General features: G+C 70.5%; 14 protein-coding genes. 12 read left to right on the top strand and 2 right to left on the bottom strand.

Annotated features, from left to right (window positions below; translation table 11 throughout):
• The first annotated feature begins 112 nt into the window (after positions 1–112).
• The 12 genes from AC1M14_RS15500 to lpdA all read left to right on the top strand — a co-directional run bounded on the left by AC1M14_RS15500 (position 113) and on the right by lpdA (position 12,937).
• Positions 113–1,147, top strand: a complete 1,035-nt coding sequence (locus AC1M14_RS15500) for an ABC transporter substrate-binding protein (protein WP_102770822.1) — start codon at positions 113–115, stop codon at positions 1,145–1,147.
• Between the two features lie 25 nt (positions 1,148–1,172).
• The gene (locus AC1M14_RS15495; protein WP_102770823.1) at positions 1,173–2,264 is read left to right on the top strand and encodes an ABC transporter ATP-binding protein; all 1,092 of its coding nucleotides are present in this window, start codon (positions 1,173–1,175) and stop codon (positions 2,262–2,264) included.
• Complete coding sequence (locus AC1M14_RS15490; RefSeq protein ID WP_479729957.1) at positions 2,261–3,169, top strand: ABC transporter permease; 909 nt, start codon at positions 2,261–2,263, stop codon at positions 3,167–3,169. Before AC1M14_RS15495 ends, AC1M14_RS15490 begins: the two co-directional genes overlap by 4 nt.
• A complete protein-coding gene (locus AC1M14_RS15485; protein WP_102770825.1) occupies positions 3,166–3,957 on the top strand; it encodes an ABC transporter permease in 792 nt (263 codons plus the stop codon). The genes AC1M14_RS15490 and AC1M14_RS15485 overlap by 4 nt, the downstream gene beginning before the upstream one ends.
• Before the next feature lie 9 nt (positions 3,958–3,966).
• Positions 3,967–4,785 carry a polysaccharide deacetylase family protein gene (locus tag AC1M14_RS15480; RefSeq protein ID WP_479729956.1) on the top strand — a complete coding sequence of 273 codons (819 nt, stop codon included), beginning with the start codon at positions 3,967–3,969 and terminating at the stop codon, positions 4,783–4,785.
• On the top strand, positions 4,782–5,528 hold the full coding sequence (locus AC1M14_RS15475; RefSeq protein ID WP_479729955.1) for an SDR family NAD(P)-dependent oxidoreductase: 747 nt from the start codon (positions 4,782–4,784) through the stop codon (positions 5,526–5,528). Before AC1M14_RS15480 ends, AC1M14_RS15475 begins: the two co-directional genes overlap by 4 nt.
• The gene (locus tag AC1M14_RS15470; protein WP_479729954.1) at positions 5,525–6,268 is read left to right on the top strand and encodes an SDR family NAD(P)-dependent oxidoreductase; all 744 of its coding nucleotides are present in this window, start codon (positions 5,525–5,527) and stop codon (positions 6,266–6,268) included. Before AC1M14_RS15475 ends, AC1M14_RS15470 begins: the two co-directional genes overlap by 4 nt.
• Positions 6,269–6,320: 52 nt before the next feature.
• The gene (locus AC1M14_RS15465; protein WP_479729953.1) at positions 6,321–7,703 is read left to right on the top strand and encodes an amidase; all 1,383 of its coding nucleotides are present in this window, start codon (positions 6,321–6,323) and stop codon (positions 7,701–7,703) included.
• A gap of 229 nt (positions 7,704–7,932) precedes the next feature.
• Complete coding sequence (locus AC1M14_RS15460; RefSeq protein WP_479729952.1) at positions 7,933–9,165, top strand: thiamine pyrophosphate-dependent enzyme; 1,233 nt, start codon at positions 7,933–7,935, stop codon at positions 9,163–9,165.
• Positions 9,166–9,167: 2 nt separating this feature from the next.
• Positions 9,168–10,211 carry an alpha-ketoacid dehydrogenase subunit beta gene (locus AC1M14_RS15455; protein ID WP_102770831.1) on the top strand — a complete coding sequence of 348 codons (1,044 nt, stop codon included), beginning with the start codon at positions 9,168–9,170 and terminating at the stop codon, positions 10,209–10,211.
• A 3-nt stretch (positions 10,212–10,214) separates the two neighbouring features.
• Positions 10,215–11,534 (top strand): dihydrolipoamide acetyltransferase family protein, encoded by a 1,320-nt coding sequence (locus tag AC1M14_RS15450; protein WP_479729951.1) that lies wholly within the window; start codon positions 10,215–10,217, stop codon positions 11,532–11,534.
• 2 nt (positions 11,535–11,536) lie between these two features.
• Positions 11,537–12,937, top strand: coding sequence for a dihydrolipoyl dehydrogenase (lpdA, locus tag AC1M14_RS15445; protein ID WP_479729950.1), 1,401 nt, complete (start codon positions 11,537–11,539; stop codon positions 12,935–12,937).
• A gap of 16 nt (positions 12,938–12,953) precedes the next feature.
• Here lpdA and AC1M14_RS15440 read toward each other — a convergent pair whose 3' ends face one another.
• Complete coding sequence (locus tag AC1M14_RS15440) at positions 12,954–14,945, bottom strand: PEP/pyruvate-binding domain-containing protein (protein ID WP_479729949.1); 1,992 nt, start codon at positions 14,943–14,945, stop codon at positions 12,954–12,956.
• 46 nt (positions 14,946–14,991) lie between these two features.
• Positions 14,992–16,161: a CaiB/BaiF CoA transferase family protein gene (locus tag AC1M14_RS15435; RefSeq protein ID WP_479729948.1), complete on the bottom strand. Its 1,170-nt coding sequence runs from the start codon at positions 16,159–16,161 to the stop codon at positions 14,992–14,994.
• Positions 16,162–16,218 lie beyond the last annotated feature (57 nt).

Genomic DNA, 16,218 nt, shown 5'->3' with positions numbered 1-16,218 from the left:
GATGATATCTTTTCAAAAAGATAAATTCCTCGTAAGCACCAAATACCGAGGGCTGCGCTTGGCAATTTTTGTCACGACGAGGGCCCCGGCCATCTTCCCGCGAGGAGGTTTCATGGACGTCAGGATTTCCAAGGCGCTTGCATGCGCCGCCGTGGTGGGCATGTTCGCTTGGGCAGGGCAGACGCACGCGGCCGATCTGGTGGTGGGGCTTTTCGGCGGTTCGTTCCTGGACGCCTCGCGCGAATGCCAGATCAAGGCCTTCGAGAAGAAAACCGGCGCCCGGGTGCGCACCAAGCTGGGCAGCTCGGCGCAGTTCGCCGCCGCGGTCCGCGCCACCGGCGGCAAGTCGGACTTCGACGTGGTGTACCTGGACAATTCGCTGGCCACCCAGCTCAGGAACGAGAAGCTGCTCGAACCCATCGACCGCGCCCGCCTCGCCAACGCCAAGTCGGTCGCGCCGTCCGCCTTCGACGGCGAATCCCCCTACTACGTGAGCTTCATGACGGGCTCGACCGTCATCGTCTACGACACCACCCAGGTCAAGACGCCGCCCAAATCCTGGAACGACCTGGCCGATCCGGCCTATGAAGGCAAGCTCGCGATAGGCGACATCAGCGGCACGGCCGGCTCGCAGTTCCTGCTGGCGCTGAACCGGATGCGCGGCGGCACGCTGGACAATCTGGACCCCGGTTTCGCGGCCATCGCGCCGCTGGCGCGGGCCTCGGCGCTGCTCTACACCCAGGCCGACCAGATCGTGTCGCTCTTCGAGCGCAAGGAAATCGCGGTGGCGGTCTGGTATTCGGACCGCGCCGGTTCCGCCATAGACAGCGGCCTGCCGTTGGCCGTGGTCTATCCCGAAGAGGGCGCGGTGGGCATCCTGCCGTCGGTGGCGATTCCCAAGGGCAGCAAGCAGACTGAACTGGCCACGCAGTACATCGACGCGCTGCTGTCCAAAGAGGTGCAGACCTGCTTTGCCGAGAAAAAGTACGCGGGGCCGGTCAACACCGAGGTGCGGTTGTCGGAGAAGGCCTCGCGCATCGTCGCGGTGGGCAAGCATTTCGACGAGCTGTGGCTGCCCGATCCGGCGGCGGTGGCGCGCGGCATGCCGGCCTGGGTCGGCCGCTGGCAGCGCGAGGTCGCGCGCTGAAGCGCCGCAACACGGGGATCCAATCATGCCTGCATTGACACTGGAGCGCCTGGAAAAGCGCTATGAGGGCCACACGGCTGCCGCCGGCATATCGCTGTCGGTCAAGGACGGCGAGTTCGTCTCCCTGCTGGGCCCGTCGGGCTGCGGCAAGACCACCGTGCTGCGCATGGTGGCGGGCCTGATCGCGCCGACCAGCGGCCGCATCCTGGTCGACGACCGCGACATCACGCGGCTGCCGCCCAACCGGCGCCAGGTGGGGCTGGTGTTCCAGTCGTACGCGCTGTTTCCGCACATGACCGTGTTCGAGAACGTGGCCTTCGGCCTGCGCCGCCAGGGCATCGACGGAGCCGGCCTGCGCGCCCGCGTCGAACAGGCCCTGGCCAGCGTGCGCCTGTCGGGCCTGGGCGAGCGCATGCCGCGGCAGCTCTCGGGTGGCCAGCAGCAGCGCGTGGCGGTGGCGCGCTCGATCGCGCCGCGTCCCAGCATCCTGCTGTTCGACGAGCCGCTGTCCAACCTGGACGCCGTGCTGCGCGACGAGATGCAGATCGAGCTCAAACGCCTGCAGCGCGAAGTCGGCATCACGACGCTGTTCGTCACGCACGACCAGACCGAGGCCATGAGCATGTCCGACCGGGTCTGTGTGCTGGCCGGCGGCGTGGTGCAGCAGTTCGACACCCCCGAGGCCATTTACCACCGGCCCGCCACCGGCTTCGTGGCCGGCTTCATCGGCCGGCCCAACCGGTTGCAGGGCCGCCTGGCGATGGACGGCGGCGGCCCGCAGGCCGAGCTGCCCGGCGGGCACCGCCTGCCGGTGGAACGCGCCGAGGGCCTGGCGGCCGGCGATGCGCTGGACGTGGTGCTGCGCCAGGAGGACATTTCCATACAGCCCTTGAAAAACGCCGCCGGCGCCGGCCTGCCGGGCACCATCGCGCTGCGCTCGTTCGTGGGGGCGCGGGTCCAGTACGTGGTGGCGCTGCGCGGCGGCGGCGAAATCATCGCCGACACGCCGACCAACGGCCCGCAGTCCGGCCTGGAGGCCGGCGTGGAGGTATGGCTGGGCGTGCGGCCGCAGCACGTGTACGCCACGCGCCGCGCCGGCGCGGAGGCCGCGGCATGAACCTGTCCGGCCGTCTGGAGGGCGGATACCCGCAAGCGCGGCGCGAAGGCGCGGCGATCAGCCGGCGTTCGGCGGGCGCGCTGCTCGCGTCGCCCCTGCTGCTGGTGCTGCTGCTGGCCTTCGTCGGGCCCGCGCTGTTCATGCTGCCGCTCAGCCTGCGCGAATACGTCCCGGGTTCAGGCATCGGCGAGGGCTACACGCTGGGCAACTACACCCGGCTGGTCACCGACCCGTTCTACCGCGAAGTCATCCTGCGCAGCCTGGGGCTGGGCCTGGGCGTGACGGCGCTGTGCCTGCTGCTGGGCTATCCGCTGGCCTGGGTCATCGCGCATGCGCGGCCGCGCCTGAAGCTGGCCCTGACCCTGCTGGTCATCTTTCCCATGCTGCTGAACCTGGTGGTGCGCTCGTTCGGCTGGATCGCGCTGCTGTCGAACCGCGGCCTGCTGAACAACGCGCTGATCGACCTGGGGCTGATCGAGCGTCCGCTCAAGCTGATGTTCAACCTGACCGGCGTGCTGGTGGGCATGACCCATATCTTCCTGCCCTTCATGGTGCTGATGCTGGTGCCCGTGATCCAGGCCGTGCCGGGCGACCTGCGCGACGCGGCCTACACGCTGCAGGCCGGCCGGCTGCGCACCTTCGTGTCGGTGACGCTGCCGCTGACGGCGCACGGCATCCTGGCCGGCTCCATCATGGTGTTCGTGCTGACCATCAGCGCCCTGGTCACGCCCCGCATGCTGGGCGGGCCGACCTACAAGGTCATGGCCACCATGATCTACGACGATTTCCTGCTGACGCTGGACTGGCCGTCCGGCGCGGCGATGGCGTTCACGCTGACGGCGCTGACGCTGGCGGTGATAGCCGTGTCCAGCCGGATGCTCAAGCGCTGGGGAGGCGAATCATGAACGAACGCCGCGCCAGCGGGCCGGTGCTGACCGGCGTCGCCTTCCTGGTCGTGCTGTTTTTGCAGGTGCCGGTGCTGGTGGTGGTGCTGGCCGCCTTCAGCGACACGGCCTACCTGACCCTGCCGCCGAAAGGGCTGACCTTGAAATGGTTCGATGCCGCCCTGAGCGATCCCGACTACCTGGAGGCGGCCTGGACCAGCCTGTGGCTGGCGGCCGGCTCGACCGCCGCGTCGCTGGCGCTGGGCCTGGCCGGCGCCTGCGCCATCCAGCGCCGCATGGTGCCGGGCGCGGCCTGGCTGAATTCGCTGTTCATGGCCCCGCTGGTGCTTCCGTCGGTGGTGCTGGGCGTGGCGCTGCTGCAGTACTACGCGGCCGTGGGCCTGCGCGGCAGCGGCGTCGGCCTGTGGCTGGCTCACGTGGTCATCACCGCGCCCTACGTGGTGCGCGCCAGCCTCGCCAGCCTGGCGTCGGCCGACGAGGCCCTGGAGGACGCGGCCTGCGTGCTCGGCGCGGGGCGCCTGGAGGCGTTCCGGCTGGTCACGCTGCCGCTGCTCAAGCCGGGCCTGGTGGCCGGCGGCCTGTTCGCCTTCATCACCTCGCTGGACAACGTGCCGGTGTCGGTATTCCTGCTGTCGGCCAGCCAGAACACGCTGCCGGTCAAGATTTTCACGTCGGTGGAGCAGGGCGTGGACCCGTCGGTGGCGGCGGTCTCCGCGCTGCTCATCCTGGTGACGGGCGTCGCCCTGGTGCTCGCCGAGCGCTGGACGGGTTTTCACAAGCATGTGTAAGGAGCGGCAATGTCCGTGACGAGTAAGGGTTTCCCTTTGTTCCTGACGTTCGACGTGGACGCCGAGACCATGTGGACGGCGCGCGACGCCGCCTACGCCAAACGCCCCATCCTGATGTCGCAGGGGGCGTACGGCTGGAAGGTCGGCGTGCCGCGCGTGCTGGCGCTGCTGGCGCGCCACGACGTCCGCGCCACGTTCTTCGTGCCGGGCGTGGTGGCGCTGGCGCATCCGGACATGGTCCGCGCCATCGTCGACCAGGGCCACGAGGTGGCCCACCACAGCCATACGCACCGCTGGATCGTCAACCTGACGCCGCAGGAAGAGCGCGAGGAAATGGAGCGGGGCATGGACGCGCTGGTGCGCACCGCCGGCTACCGGCCGCGCGGCTGGCGCTCGCCGGCGGCCGAGTTCAGCGAAATCACGCTGGACCTGATCCGCGAGTACGGCTTCGATTATTCGTCGAACTTCTTCGACGACGATTCTCCCTACCTGCTGGAGATCGGCGGGCAGTCCACGGATATCGTGGAGCTGCCGTTTCGCTGGGTGCTGGACGATGCGCCGTTCTTTCAGTATTCGATCGTGCTGCCGGGGCGCACGATGCAGTCGCCTTCGGCGGTGCTGGAGGCCTGGAAGCGCGAGTTCGACCTGCTGTACGCCGAGGACCGCATGATGATGCTGGGCATGCATCCCGAGATCATCGGCCAGCCCTCGCGCCTGTACGTGCTGGACGAGATGATCCGCTACGCCAAGGCGCACGAGCGGGTCTGGATAGACCGCTGCGACGTGATCACCGACGACATCCGGCCGCGGCTGCGGAGCGCGGCATGAGCGCGCGGCGGCGCTACCTGGTGGCGGGCGGGGCCAGCGGCATCGGGCTGGCGTTCGCGCGCCTGGCCGCGGACCAGGGCGCGGCGGTGGCGATCCTGGACCGCGACGCCGCGGCGCTGGCCGAGGCCGGCCGCGAACTGCCCCTGGCCGCCGCGCTGGCCTGCGACGTGACCGACAGCGCGGCCGTCGAGCAGGCCGTGCGCGAGGCGGCCGGCGCGCTGGACGGCATCGACGGCGTGGTCAACTGCGCCGGCATAGACCTGCGCGCGGACCTGGAATCCATGCAGGACGCGGACTGGAACCGGGTGCTTTCCGTGAACCTCAGCGGCCCCATGCACGTGTGCCGCGCCAGCGTGCCCTACCTGAAGCAGGCGGGCGGCGGCAGCATCGTCAACGTGTCTTCGGCGGCCGGCCTCAGCCCCTTGTCCGGGCGCAGCGCCTATTGCGCCGCCAAGGCCGGGGTCAATATGTTCGGCAAGGTGCTGGCGATGGAGCTGGCCGCCTACGGCATCCGGGTCGCCACCGTCTGCCCGGGCGCGGTGGACACGCCGCTGTTCCGTTCCAGCTACGAGGACCAGCCCGATCCGCAGGCCGGCCTGGCCGCCATCCGGGCGCGCTACGCGCTGGGGCGCATCGCGCGGCCGGAAGAGCTGGCCGAGGCCATCCTGTTTCTCAGCGGAGCCGGCGCAAGCTACATCACCGGGGCGACCCTGGCGGTGGACGGCGGCCGGAGCTTCCATTGAAGCCCGGCGCGCAGTTCGAAGGCAGGACGGTCGTCGTGACCGGCGGCGGGCAGGGCATAGGCGCGGCCGCGGTCCGGCGTTTCGCGGCGCTGGGCGCGCGGGTCGCGGTGCTCGATCTCGATGTGGAAGAGGCCAGGCGGGAAGGGCGCGCCAGCCTCGCCGTCGAGGGCGACTGCACCTCGGGCGCGGTGATGGAGGACTTCTTCGCCCGCGTCGAGGCCGGGCTGGGGCCGCCGGACGTGCTGTTCAACAACGTGGGGCAAAGCGCGCGCGAGCGCTCCGGGCCGTTCGCGCAATCGGAGGAAGCGACCTGGCGCTTCGTGCTGGAGGTGTCGCTGCTGACGGCGATGCGCGCCTCGCGGCTGGTCGCCCCGGGCATGCGGGCGCGCGGCTACGGGCGCATCGTGAACATGAGCAGCGACGCCGCGTTCGCCGGCGACGCCGGCCTGGCCGACTACGCGGCCGCCAAGATGGGCGTGGTCGGATTCACGCGCTCGCTGGCGCGCGAACTGGCGCCCGCCGGCGTCACGGTCAACGCCGTGTGTCCCGGGGCGGTGCGCACGCGCGCGCACGAGCGCCTGTCGCCGGCCATCCTGGCGCGCATCGTGGCGCAGACGCCGGCGGGCTTCGTCGGCGAGCCGGGCGACGTGGCGGCGGCCGTGGCCTTCCTGGCCTCTGACGAGGCGCGCTTCATCACGGGACAGACCTTGCTGATCGACGGCGGCCGCTGGATGGTCTAGGGCCTGTGCGTGGATCCTTTTAGTGTGAACAGGCCCTAGAGGAGAGAAGGCGATGGACGAATTGACTGGCATGGACGCGGTGGCCCTGGCCGCGGCGATCCGCGGCGGGCAGGTATCCCCGGTGGAGGCCGTGACGGCGGCGCTGGACCGCATCGCGGCGCGCGCGGACCTGAACGCCTTCATCACCGTGACCGCCGAATCGGCGCTGGCCGCCGCCCGCGCGGCCGAGGCGGCGGTGCGCCGCGGCGACGCGCTGGGGCCGCTGCACGGCGTGCCGTACTCGGTCAAGGACCTGACCCTGACCGCCGGCGTGCGCACCACGATGGGCTCGGCCCTGTACGAGGAGTTCGTGCCGCGCGAAGACGCCGTGGCCGTGGCGCGCGTGAAGGCGGCGGGCGCGATCCTGATCGGCAAGACCACCACGCCGGAGTTCGGCCACAAGCAGAGCACGGACGCGCCGCTGTTCGGGCGCACGCTCAACCCCATCGACCCGCGCTACACCTGCGGCGCTTCCAGCGGCGGCGCGGCGGTGGCCGTGGCGGCCGGCATGGGGCCGCTGGCGCTGGGCACCGACGGTGGCGGCTCGATCCGGATTCCGGCCTCGTGCTGCGGCATCGTGGGCATGAAGGCCACGCTGGGCGCCATTCCCAATCTGCAGCCGGCCGACCTGTTCGGCGCGAATTCCTACGTGGGGCCGATGGCGCGCAACGTCGCCGACACCGCCTTGCTGTACGGCGTGCTGCAGGGCGCGGACCGGCGCGATCCCTATGGCCAGCTCGACCTGCCGGCAGCCGCCCCGGCGCGCGCCACGCTGGCCGGCCTGCGGGTCGCCTATCTGCCTTCCTGCGGCAATCCGGTGGCCCCGGAAGTGCTGGCGGCCACCGACGCGGCCGTGCGCCTGATGCAGGAAGACGGCGCGCACGTGGAGCCGGTGTCGCTGGATTTCGTGTCGCTGGAAAAACACTTCCTGGTCATCCTGGAGGCGGTGACGGCGTCGCGCGTGGGCGACCGGCTGGAGGCCTTCCGCGACCGCCTCGACCCCTCCCTGGTGGCGACGGTGGAGCGCGGCCGGCGGCATGGCGCGGCCGCGCTGCTGGAAGCGGTGGCGGCGCGCACCCAGGCCTTCGGCGCGCTGCAGGCCGTGTTCGAGCGGCACGACGTGCTGGTGTCGCCCACGGTGTCCGCGCCGCCGCTGCCGGTGGAGCAGGACCCCAACGGCATCGTCGAGATCGCCGGCAAGCCGGCCGGCACCATCCGCGGGGCCTGGTATCCGTACACCTATCCCATGAACCTCACGGGCCATCCGGCGCTGTCCATGCCTTGCGGCCGTTCGCCGGGCGGCTTGCCGATAGGCCTGCAGCTTTGCGGCCGCTGGCACGAAGACACCCGGCTGCTGGGCGTGGCCGCAAGGCTGGAGCGCCTGCTCGCCGGCTAGCGGAGCGCCGCCCGCCGCCGCCATTGGGTTGCGGGGCAAAAACGGCCTGCAACGCCAGTCTTCATGCGGGTCTGTCTATGGCGCGGGCGGCTGTGCTATTGTCTTTAACCGGCTGGCTGCGATCATCACTGCGCAGCCAAGCCGGCGATGACGCGGTCCGAGGCTACCTCCTTGGGCGGCGTCCGTGGCAAAAATAAACGCATGACACGATCAAGCGTGGAGACATTACATGAGCCAGTACGGGCCATTGAAGTTGCACGTCCCGGAGCCCACGGGGCGGCCGGGTTGCAAGACCGACTTTTCCTATCTACGCCTGTCGCCGGCCGGCGACGTGCCCAAACCCCCCATTGACGTTGCCGCGGTCGACACCGGCGGGCTGGCCTACAGCCTGATACGGGTCATCGACGACGAAGGCCGCGCCGTCGGTCCGTGGGCGCCGGAGGTCAGCGACGATCTGCTGCGCGCCGGCATGCGGACCATGCTGAAGACGCGCATCTTCGACGGGCGCATGCTGACCGCGCAGCGCAAGAAGAAGATCTCGTTCTACATGCAGAGCCTGGGCGAGGAGGCCATAGGCTCGGCGCATGCGCTGGCGCTGGAACAGGGCGACATGTGCTTTCCGACGTACCGCCAGCAGAGCATCCTGCTGGCGCGCGACGTCTCGCTGGTCACTATGATGTGCCAGCTCATGTCCAACGAGCGCGATCCGCTCAAGGGCCGCCAGCTGCCGGTGATGTACTCGGACCGCGAACGCGGCTTCTTCAGCATCTCGGGCAACCTGGCCACGCAGTTCATCCAGGCGGTGGGCTGGGGCATGGCCTCGGCCATCAAGGGCGACACGCGCATCGCCTCCGGCTGGATCGGCGACGGCGCCACGGCCGAGGCCGACTTCCACACCGCGCTGACCTTCGCCCATGTGTACCGCGCGCCGGTGATCCTGAACGTGGTCAACAACCAGTGGGCCATTTCCACCTTCCAGGCGATCGCCGGCGGCGAAGGCGCCACCTTCGCCGGCCGCGGCGTGGGCTGCGGCATCGCTTCGCTGCGGGTGGACGGCAACGATTTCCTGGCCGTGTATTCGGCCTCGCGCTGGGCCGCCGAACGCGCCCGCCGCAACCTGGGCCCGACCCTGATCGAATGGGTCACCTACCGGGCCGGTCCGCACTCCACTTCCGACGATCCTTCCAAGTACCGCCCCGGCGACGACTGGAGCCACTTCCCGCTGGGCGATCCGATCGAGCGCTTCAAGAAGCACCTGATCCTGCGGGGCATCTGGTCCGACGCCGAGCATGACGCCGTGCGCGTCGAACTCGACGCCGAGATCCTGGCCGCCCAGAAGGAAGCCGAAAGCTACGGCACGCTGGTCGACGGCCACGTCCCCAGCGCCGCCAGCATTTTCGAAGACGTGTACAAGGACATGCCGGAGCACCTGCGCCGGCAGCGCCAGCAGCTCGGAGTCTGACCATGGCAATCGATAACAAAATCGGTCCGGCGTCCGCGTCGATGACCATGATCCAGGCTTTGCGCTCGGCCATGGACGTCATGCTGGAGCGCGACAACAACGTGGTGGTGTTCGGCCAGGACGTGGGTTATTTCGGCGGCGTGTTCCGCTGCACCGAAGGCCTGCAGGCCAAGTACGGCAGTTCGCGCGTGTTCGACACGCCGATCTCCGAAGGCGGCATCGTCGGCGTGGCCGTGGGCATGGGCGCCTACGGCCTGCGTCCGGTCTGCGAGATCCAGTTCGCCGACTACTTCTATCCGGCTTCGGACCAGATCGTGTCCGAGGCCGCGCGCCTGCGCTACCGCTCGGTGGGCGAGTTCATCGCGCCCATGACCATCCGCATGCCCTGCGGCGGCGGGATCTACGGCGGCCAGACGCACAGCCAGAGCCCCGAGGCCATGTTCACGCAGGTCTGCGGCCTGCGCACCGTGATGCCCTCCAATCCCTACGACGCCAAGGGCCTGCTGATCGCGGCCATCGAGAACGACGATCCGGTGATCTTCCTGGAGCCCAAGCGCCTGTACAACGGCCCGTTCGACGGCCACCACGACCGTCCCGTCACGCCCTGGACCGGGCGTCCCGGCAGCGTGGTGCCCACCGGCTACTACACCGTGCCGCTGGACAGCGCCGCGGTGGTGCGCCCGGGCGCCGAACTGACGGTGCTGACCTACGGCACCACGGTGCATGTGTCGGTGGCCGCGGCCGAGGAGACCGGCATCGACGCCGAAGTGATAGACCTGCGCAGCCTGTGGCCGCTGGACCTGGACGCCATCGTCAATTCGGTGAAAAAGACCGGCCGTTGCGTGGTGGTGCACGAGGCCACGCGCACCTGCGGCTTTGGCGCCGAACTGATTTCGCTGGTGCAGGAGCACTGCTTCCATCACCTGGAGGCGCCCGTCGAGCGCGTGACCGGCTGGGACACGCCGTATCCGCACGCCCAGGAATGGGCCTACTTCCCCGGCCCGCGCCGCGTAGGGGAAGCATTCAAGCGCGCGATGGAGGGTTGAGCGATGGGTATTCATATCATCAAGATGCCCGACATCGGCGAAGGCATCGCGGAAGTCGAACTGGTGGGCTGGCACGTCAAGGTCGGCGACAGCGTCGCAGAGGACCAGCCGCTGGCCGACGTGATGACCGACAAGGCCACGGTGGAGATCCCGTCGCCGGTGGTCGGCCGCGTGGTGTCGCTGGGCGGCGAAGTCGGCCAGGTCATGGCCGTGGGCGGCGAACTGATCCGCCTGGAAGTGGAAGGCGAAGGCAACGTCAAGCCGGGCGCGGAAATGCCGCCGGCCAAACCCGCCGCGGCGCCGCAGGCGGCTGCCGCCGAGGCGCCCCGCGAAACGGCGAAACCGGCGGTTGAAACGGCGCCGGCCGCGCCCAAGCCGCCGGCCGCTCAGCCGGCCGCATCCCGGCCGGCGCGCCAGGCCGGCGCCGCCGTCGCGCGCCAGCCCGGCGAGAAGCCGCTGGCTTCGCCCGTGGTGCGCAAGCGCGCCTGGGATCTCGGCATAGAACTGCGCTACGTGCCGGGCAGCGGCCCGGCCGGCCGCATCCTGCACGAAGACCTGGACGCGTACCTGCAAGGGCAGGGCGGCGCGACCCTGGCCCGCGGGGGCGCGGCGTACGCCGAGCGCAACGACGAAGAGAACGTGCCGGTCATCGGCCTGCGCCGCAAGATCGCGCAGAAGATGGCGGAGTCCAAGCGCCGCATTCCGCATTTCAGCTACGTCGAGGAAATCGACGTGACCGAACTCGAAGACCTGCGCGCGCAGCTCAACCAGAAATGGGGCGAGTCGCGCGGCAAGCTCACGCTGCTGCCGCTATTGGCGCGCGCCATGGTGGTGGCGCTGCGCGACTTCCCGCAGATCAATGCGCGCTACGACGACGAGGCCGGCGTGGTGACCCGCTACGGCGCCGTGCACATCGGCATCGCCACGCAAAGCGACGGCGGGCTGATGGTGCCGGTCATGCGCCACGCCGAGGCGCGCGACCTGTGGTCGATGGCGGCCGAGATCGCGCGGCTGGCGCAGGCCGTGCGCGACGGCAGCGCCGGGCGCGACGAACTGTCGGGCTCGACCATCACCATCACCAGCCTGGGGCCGCTGGGCGGCATCGTGACCACGCCGGTCATCAACCATCCCGAGGTCGGCATCGTGGGCGTGAACCGCATCGTCGAACGCCCGGCCATCCGCAACGGCGCAGTGGTGGCGCGCAAGCTGATGAACCTGTCGTCGTCCTTCGACCACCGCGTGGTCGACGGCATGGACGCCGCGCGTTTCATCCAGGCCGTGCGCGCGCTGCTCGAGCAGCCCGCTATGCTTTTCGTGGAGTAAGCATGAGCCAGACAACCAAGACGACAACCCTGCTCGTGATCGGCGGCGGCCCGGGCGGCTACGTGGCCGCGATCCGCGCCGGCCAGCTCGGCGTGCCCACCATCCTGGTGGAGGGCGAGCGCCTGGGCGGCACCTGCCTGAACATCGGCTGCATTCCGTCCAAGGCGCTGATCCACGCGGCCGAGGAATACGAAAAAGCGCGCCATTACGCCGACGGCTCGGCGCTGGGCATCTCGGTCTCCAATCCGTCCATCGACGTGGCGCGCACCGTGGCGTGGAAGGACGGCATCGTCGGCAGGCTGACCGGCGGCGTGGCCGCGCTCCTGAAGAAAAACGGCGTGGAAGTGGTGCAGGGCTGGGCGCACCTGGTGGACGGCAAGACCGCCCAGGTCGAGACCGCCGCGGGCAGCGTGCGCATCCAGTGCGAACACCTGCTGCTGGCGGCCGGCTCCGAGCCCACACCGCTGCCTTCCGTGCCGTTCGGCGGCATGGTGGTCTCGTCCACCGAGGCGCTGTCGCCCGCCGACATCCCCAAGAAGCTGGTGGTGGTCGGCGGCGGCTATATCGGGCTGGAACTGGGCACCGTGTACCGCAAGCTGGGCGCGGAAGTGGCCGTGGTCGAGGCGCAGGACCGCATCCTGCCCACCTACGACGCGGAGCTCACCAAGCCCGTGGCCGCCGCGCTGGCGAAGATGGGCGTCGAACTGCACCTGGGCCGGAAGGTGCTGGGCCTGAACGGCGCGGGCAACGCCGTGCGGGTGCAGGACGCCGCCGGCGCCGAAACCCAGCTGCCGGCCGACCGCGTGCTGATCGCGGTGGGACGGCGTCCGCGCACGCAGGGCTGGGGGCTGGAAAGCCTGCAGCTCGACCGCAAGGGCAATGCGCTGCGCATCGACGACCAGTGCCGCACTTCCATGCGCGACGTCTGGGCCATCGGCGACATCGCCGGCGAGCCGATGCTGGCGCACCGCGCCATGGCGCAGGGGGAGATGGTCGCGGAAGTGATCGCGGGCAAGCGCCGCCACTTCACGCCGGCCTCGATCCCGGCCGTGTGCTTCACCGATCCCGAGGTGGTGGTGTCGGGCCTGTCGCCGGCCGAGGCCGAGCGCGCGGGGCTCGACTGTCTGTCGGCGTCGTTCCCGTTCGCCGCCAACGGCCGGGCCATGACGCTGGAATCCACCGACGGTTTCGTGCGCGTGGTGGCGCGGCGCGACAACCACCTGGTGGTGGGCTGGCAGGCCGTGGGGCGCGGCGTATCCGAACTGGCGGCGGCGTTCTCGCAGTCGCTGGAAATGGGCGCGACGCTGGAAGACGTGGCCGGCACCATCCACGCCCATCCCACCCTGGGCGAAGCGGTCCAGGAGGCGGCGCTCAAGGCCCTGGGGCACGCGCTGCACATTTAGCGGGAAGGCGCGGCGGCTAGCGGCCGCCGTCGATATACGGCCGCGCCTGCAGGACCAGGATGTCGTCGCCCACCACGGCCCATTCGATGTCCTGGTCGGCGCGGCCGCCCAGCGCCTGCTTGACCCGCCGGCCCACGGCCGCCAGGCGCGCGACCAGCGCGTCGTCCAGCACCTGGCGGTCGCCGGCCACCGGCACTTCGCGCACGCCGCCGGCGGCGTCGGCCACCAGCTTGGTGTCTTCGGCCGAACGCGTCAGCACCTGCACCGCCTTGGACCAGCTCGAATACATCACCTGTTCGGCCTGGCGCCTGCCTTCGACCACCTTGATGCCCAGCCCGCGCTTGGCGGAGATATAGGTCACGTGGCGCCTGCCGGCGTCGAACGGGTCGCGCGTGATCATCACGCCCGAGCTGTCCGAGGGCGCGGCCAATTGCACCAGCACCGCCATCGTCACCGCGTCGTCGCCGATGCCGGCGGCGCGGCGCGCCTCGTAGGCCTCGAAGTTGTAGACCGAGGCCCAGACCGCCAGCACCGCGCGCGTGAGCGCATCGGCCTGCGTCACGTTGGGCACGGTGGTGTACAGCCCCGCGCCGCTGAAGCCGGGCAGGTCTTCGGAATTGGACGAGCTGCGCACGAACACGCCGCGGCCTTGCAGGCGGGTCTGCCAGAGCTTGCGCCAGGCTTCGGCCTGCGCGGCGTCGGGCCGGGCCTGCTCGATGTATTGCCGCAGCGCGGCCAGTTCATTGCGCCGGACCTGGGCGTCGCCGGCGAAATCGGCGCGCCGTTCCAGCGCGGCGACGCGGCCGGGGACGTCCAGCTGCGCCATGAAGGCGGCGTACTGGGCATAGGGAATGCAATAGCCGTCGGGCACGCCGGCCAGGGGCGGCAGGGCTTTCTTCAGGGCGCCGAGGTTGGCCGCCTTGACGCCGCAATAACGGCTGTCGCGCGCGGCCAGCGCGTCCAGCGGCTGCGGCGCGCGCACCGTCAGGTCGGGCCTGGGCAGGGCGCGGGCCGCCCGCGGGCGCTCGACCGCGGCCGGCGCCTCGATGGGCGTGACCTGGTAGCCGTTGCCCGCCACCGTCAGTTCGACCCACTGGCCGTCGTGCTTGCGCAGCGCCGCGACGGCGTCGCGCACGTAGGCGTTGGGGATGCGCCAGCCCTTGGCCAGCAGGTTGACGTGCGAGAGCAGGGTGGAGGGCCGTTGCGTGACCAGTCCGGCCACCGGCGGCAGCGCCACGGGCACCTCGTCCAGCACCACGATGTCGGTGGGCGAGAGGTCCGTGGCCCGGTCCACCGACGCGACGATGCGCAGCCGGCCCTGCGCGCGGCCGGTGTTCAAGGGCAGGAAGGTCTGTTCGCGCAGCAGCGTTTCCTGCGTGACGTAGTCCAGGCCGGCGCGCCGGGCCGTGTCCTCGTGCAGCGTGGAATTGGTCTTGAAGCGCAGCGCCTCGTAGAAGGCCGGGCGCAGCGTGGCGTCGGCCAGGGCCAGCAGCTCGGGCGTGAGCCGGTCGCCTTCCCAGAATTCGTAGGTGTAGCCGGGCAGGTCGCGCTGCCAGCTCAGCGTGCCGAAAAGGAAACGCCGCTTCGGGTCCTTGTATTGCGCGATCAGGGTCGCCCTGTCCATACCCGGCATCAGGCCGCGCTGGCGCACGAAATTCTCGTGCAGCGCGTAGCGCGGCGTGTCGATGAAGTAGAGGCGGTTGGCGCGTTCGCGGTCGATCACGAACAGCACGTGGGGGATTTCCAGCGGCGTGCCGGGGTTGTAGACGCGGGCCAGGCCGGCGAATTCGGCCTGGTCGCCGATTCTGGCGAGCGCCGGCGGCCCGGCCCGGGGCGCCTGGACGGCCGGCGTGGGCGCGCCCTCTATGCGCAGCTGCTGCGGGTTCTCGTAGGGCGAGGGCTTGCGGGCCGTCTGGGCCTGGGCCGGCGGCAGCGGCGCGAGCAACAGGCAGGCGATGAGGGAGGTAGACAGCGGACCACGCCCGGGTCGCGCACGCGGCAAGCCCATGCTTTGCGCACCATGAATACGGAAAGCCGGGATGATAATGCAGACTTCAGCCGGCGGACTCGCCGTCGCCCAGCCCGAGCTCCGCCAGGATGGCGGCGGTGTGCTGGCCCAGGGCCGGCACGGCGCCCATCGCGGCGGCCGCGCCGGACAGCGTGGCCGGCGGCAGCAGGGCCTGGATCGGGCCGCCCGGCGTGGCCACCTCGCGCCACCGGCCGCGCGCCGCGAACTGGGGATGGTCCCAGACTTCGTGCATGGTGTTCAGGGCGGAGTTGGCGATGCCGCCGCGGTCCAGCCTGGCCAGCACTTCCTCGCGCGAAAGCGGCGCGAAGCACCGCGCGATGCGCGCGTCCAGCGCTTCGCGGTTGCGCACGCGCTGGACGTTGGTGGCGTAGCGTTCGTCGTCGGCCAGCGCCGGGTCCAGCAGCACCTCGGCGCAGAAGCTGCGCCATTCGCGGTCGTTCTGCAGGCCGAAGATCACCGGCTTGCCATCGCCCGCCAGGTATTGGCCGTAGGGCGCGATCGCGGGATGGGCCACGCCGTTGCGGGCCGGCGGCGTGCCGCCGTAGTGCGCGAAGTTCAGGGCGTAGGCGGTCCATTCGGTCAGCGCCTCCAGCATGGTGACCTCGACCCGCAGCCCCGCGCCGGTGCGCGAGCGCTGGATCAGCGCGGACAGGATGCCGGAATACGCGTACATGCCGGCGGCGATGTCGGCGATGGAGATGCCGGTGCGCGCCGGGGCCTCGGGCGTGCCGGTCAGGGAAATCAGGCCGGCGGCGGCCTGGATCAGCAGGTCGTAGGCCTTCTTGTCGCGGTAGGGGCCGTCGTCGCCGTAGCCGGAGATGTCGCACACGATCAGCCTGGGAAATTCCGCCAGCAGCGTTTCATGATCCAGGCCCATGCGGCGCGCGGCGCCGGGCGCCAGGTTCTGAATGAAGACGTCGGCCCGGGCCAGCAGCCGCCGCAGCACGTCGGGCGCGCCGGGCGCCTTGGTGTCCAGCGCCAGGCTTTCCTTGCCGCGGTTGGCCCACACGAAGAACGAGGACTGGCCGTGCACGGTGTCGTCGTAGCCGCGCGCGAAATCGCCGGCCTGCGGCCGTTCGATCTTGATGACGCGCGCGCCCAGGTCGGCCAGCTGGCGGCTGGCGAAGGGGGCGGCGATGGCGTGCTCTAGCGCGACGACGGTGATGCCGTCTAGGGGGCGGGATGCTGCGGTCATATCGTCCTGGGGAGTAGGCCGGGGCGCGTGCCGGACCCGGCGGCGGCAAAGCATTAT

It is taken from the genome of Achromobacter sp. SX5 (genome assembly GCF_056711425.1).
Note: the sequence above shows the minus strand (reverse complement) of the source record. Positions and strands in the feature narration are given on the sequence as shown.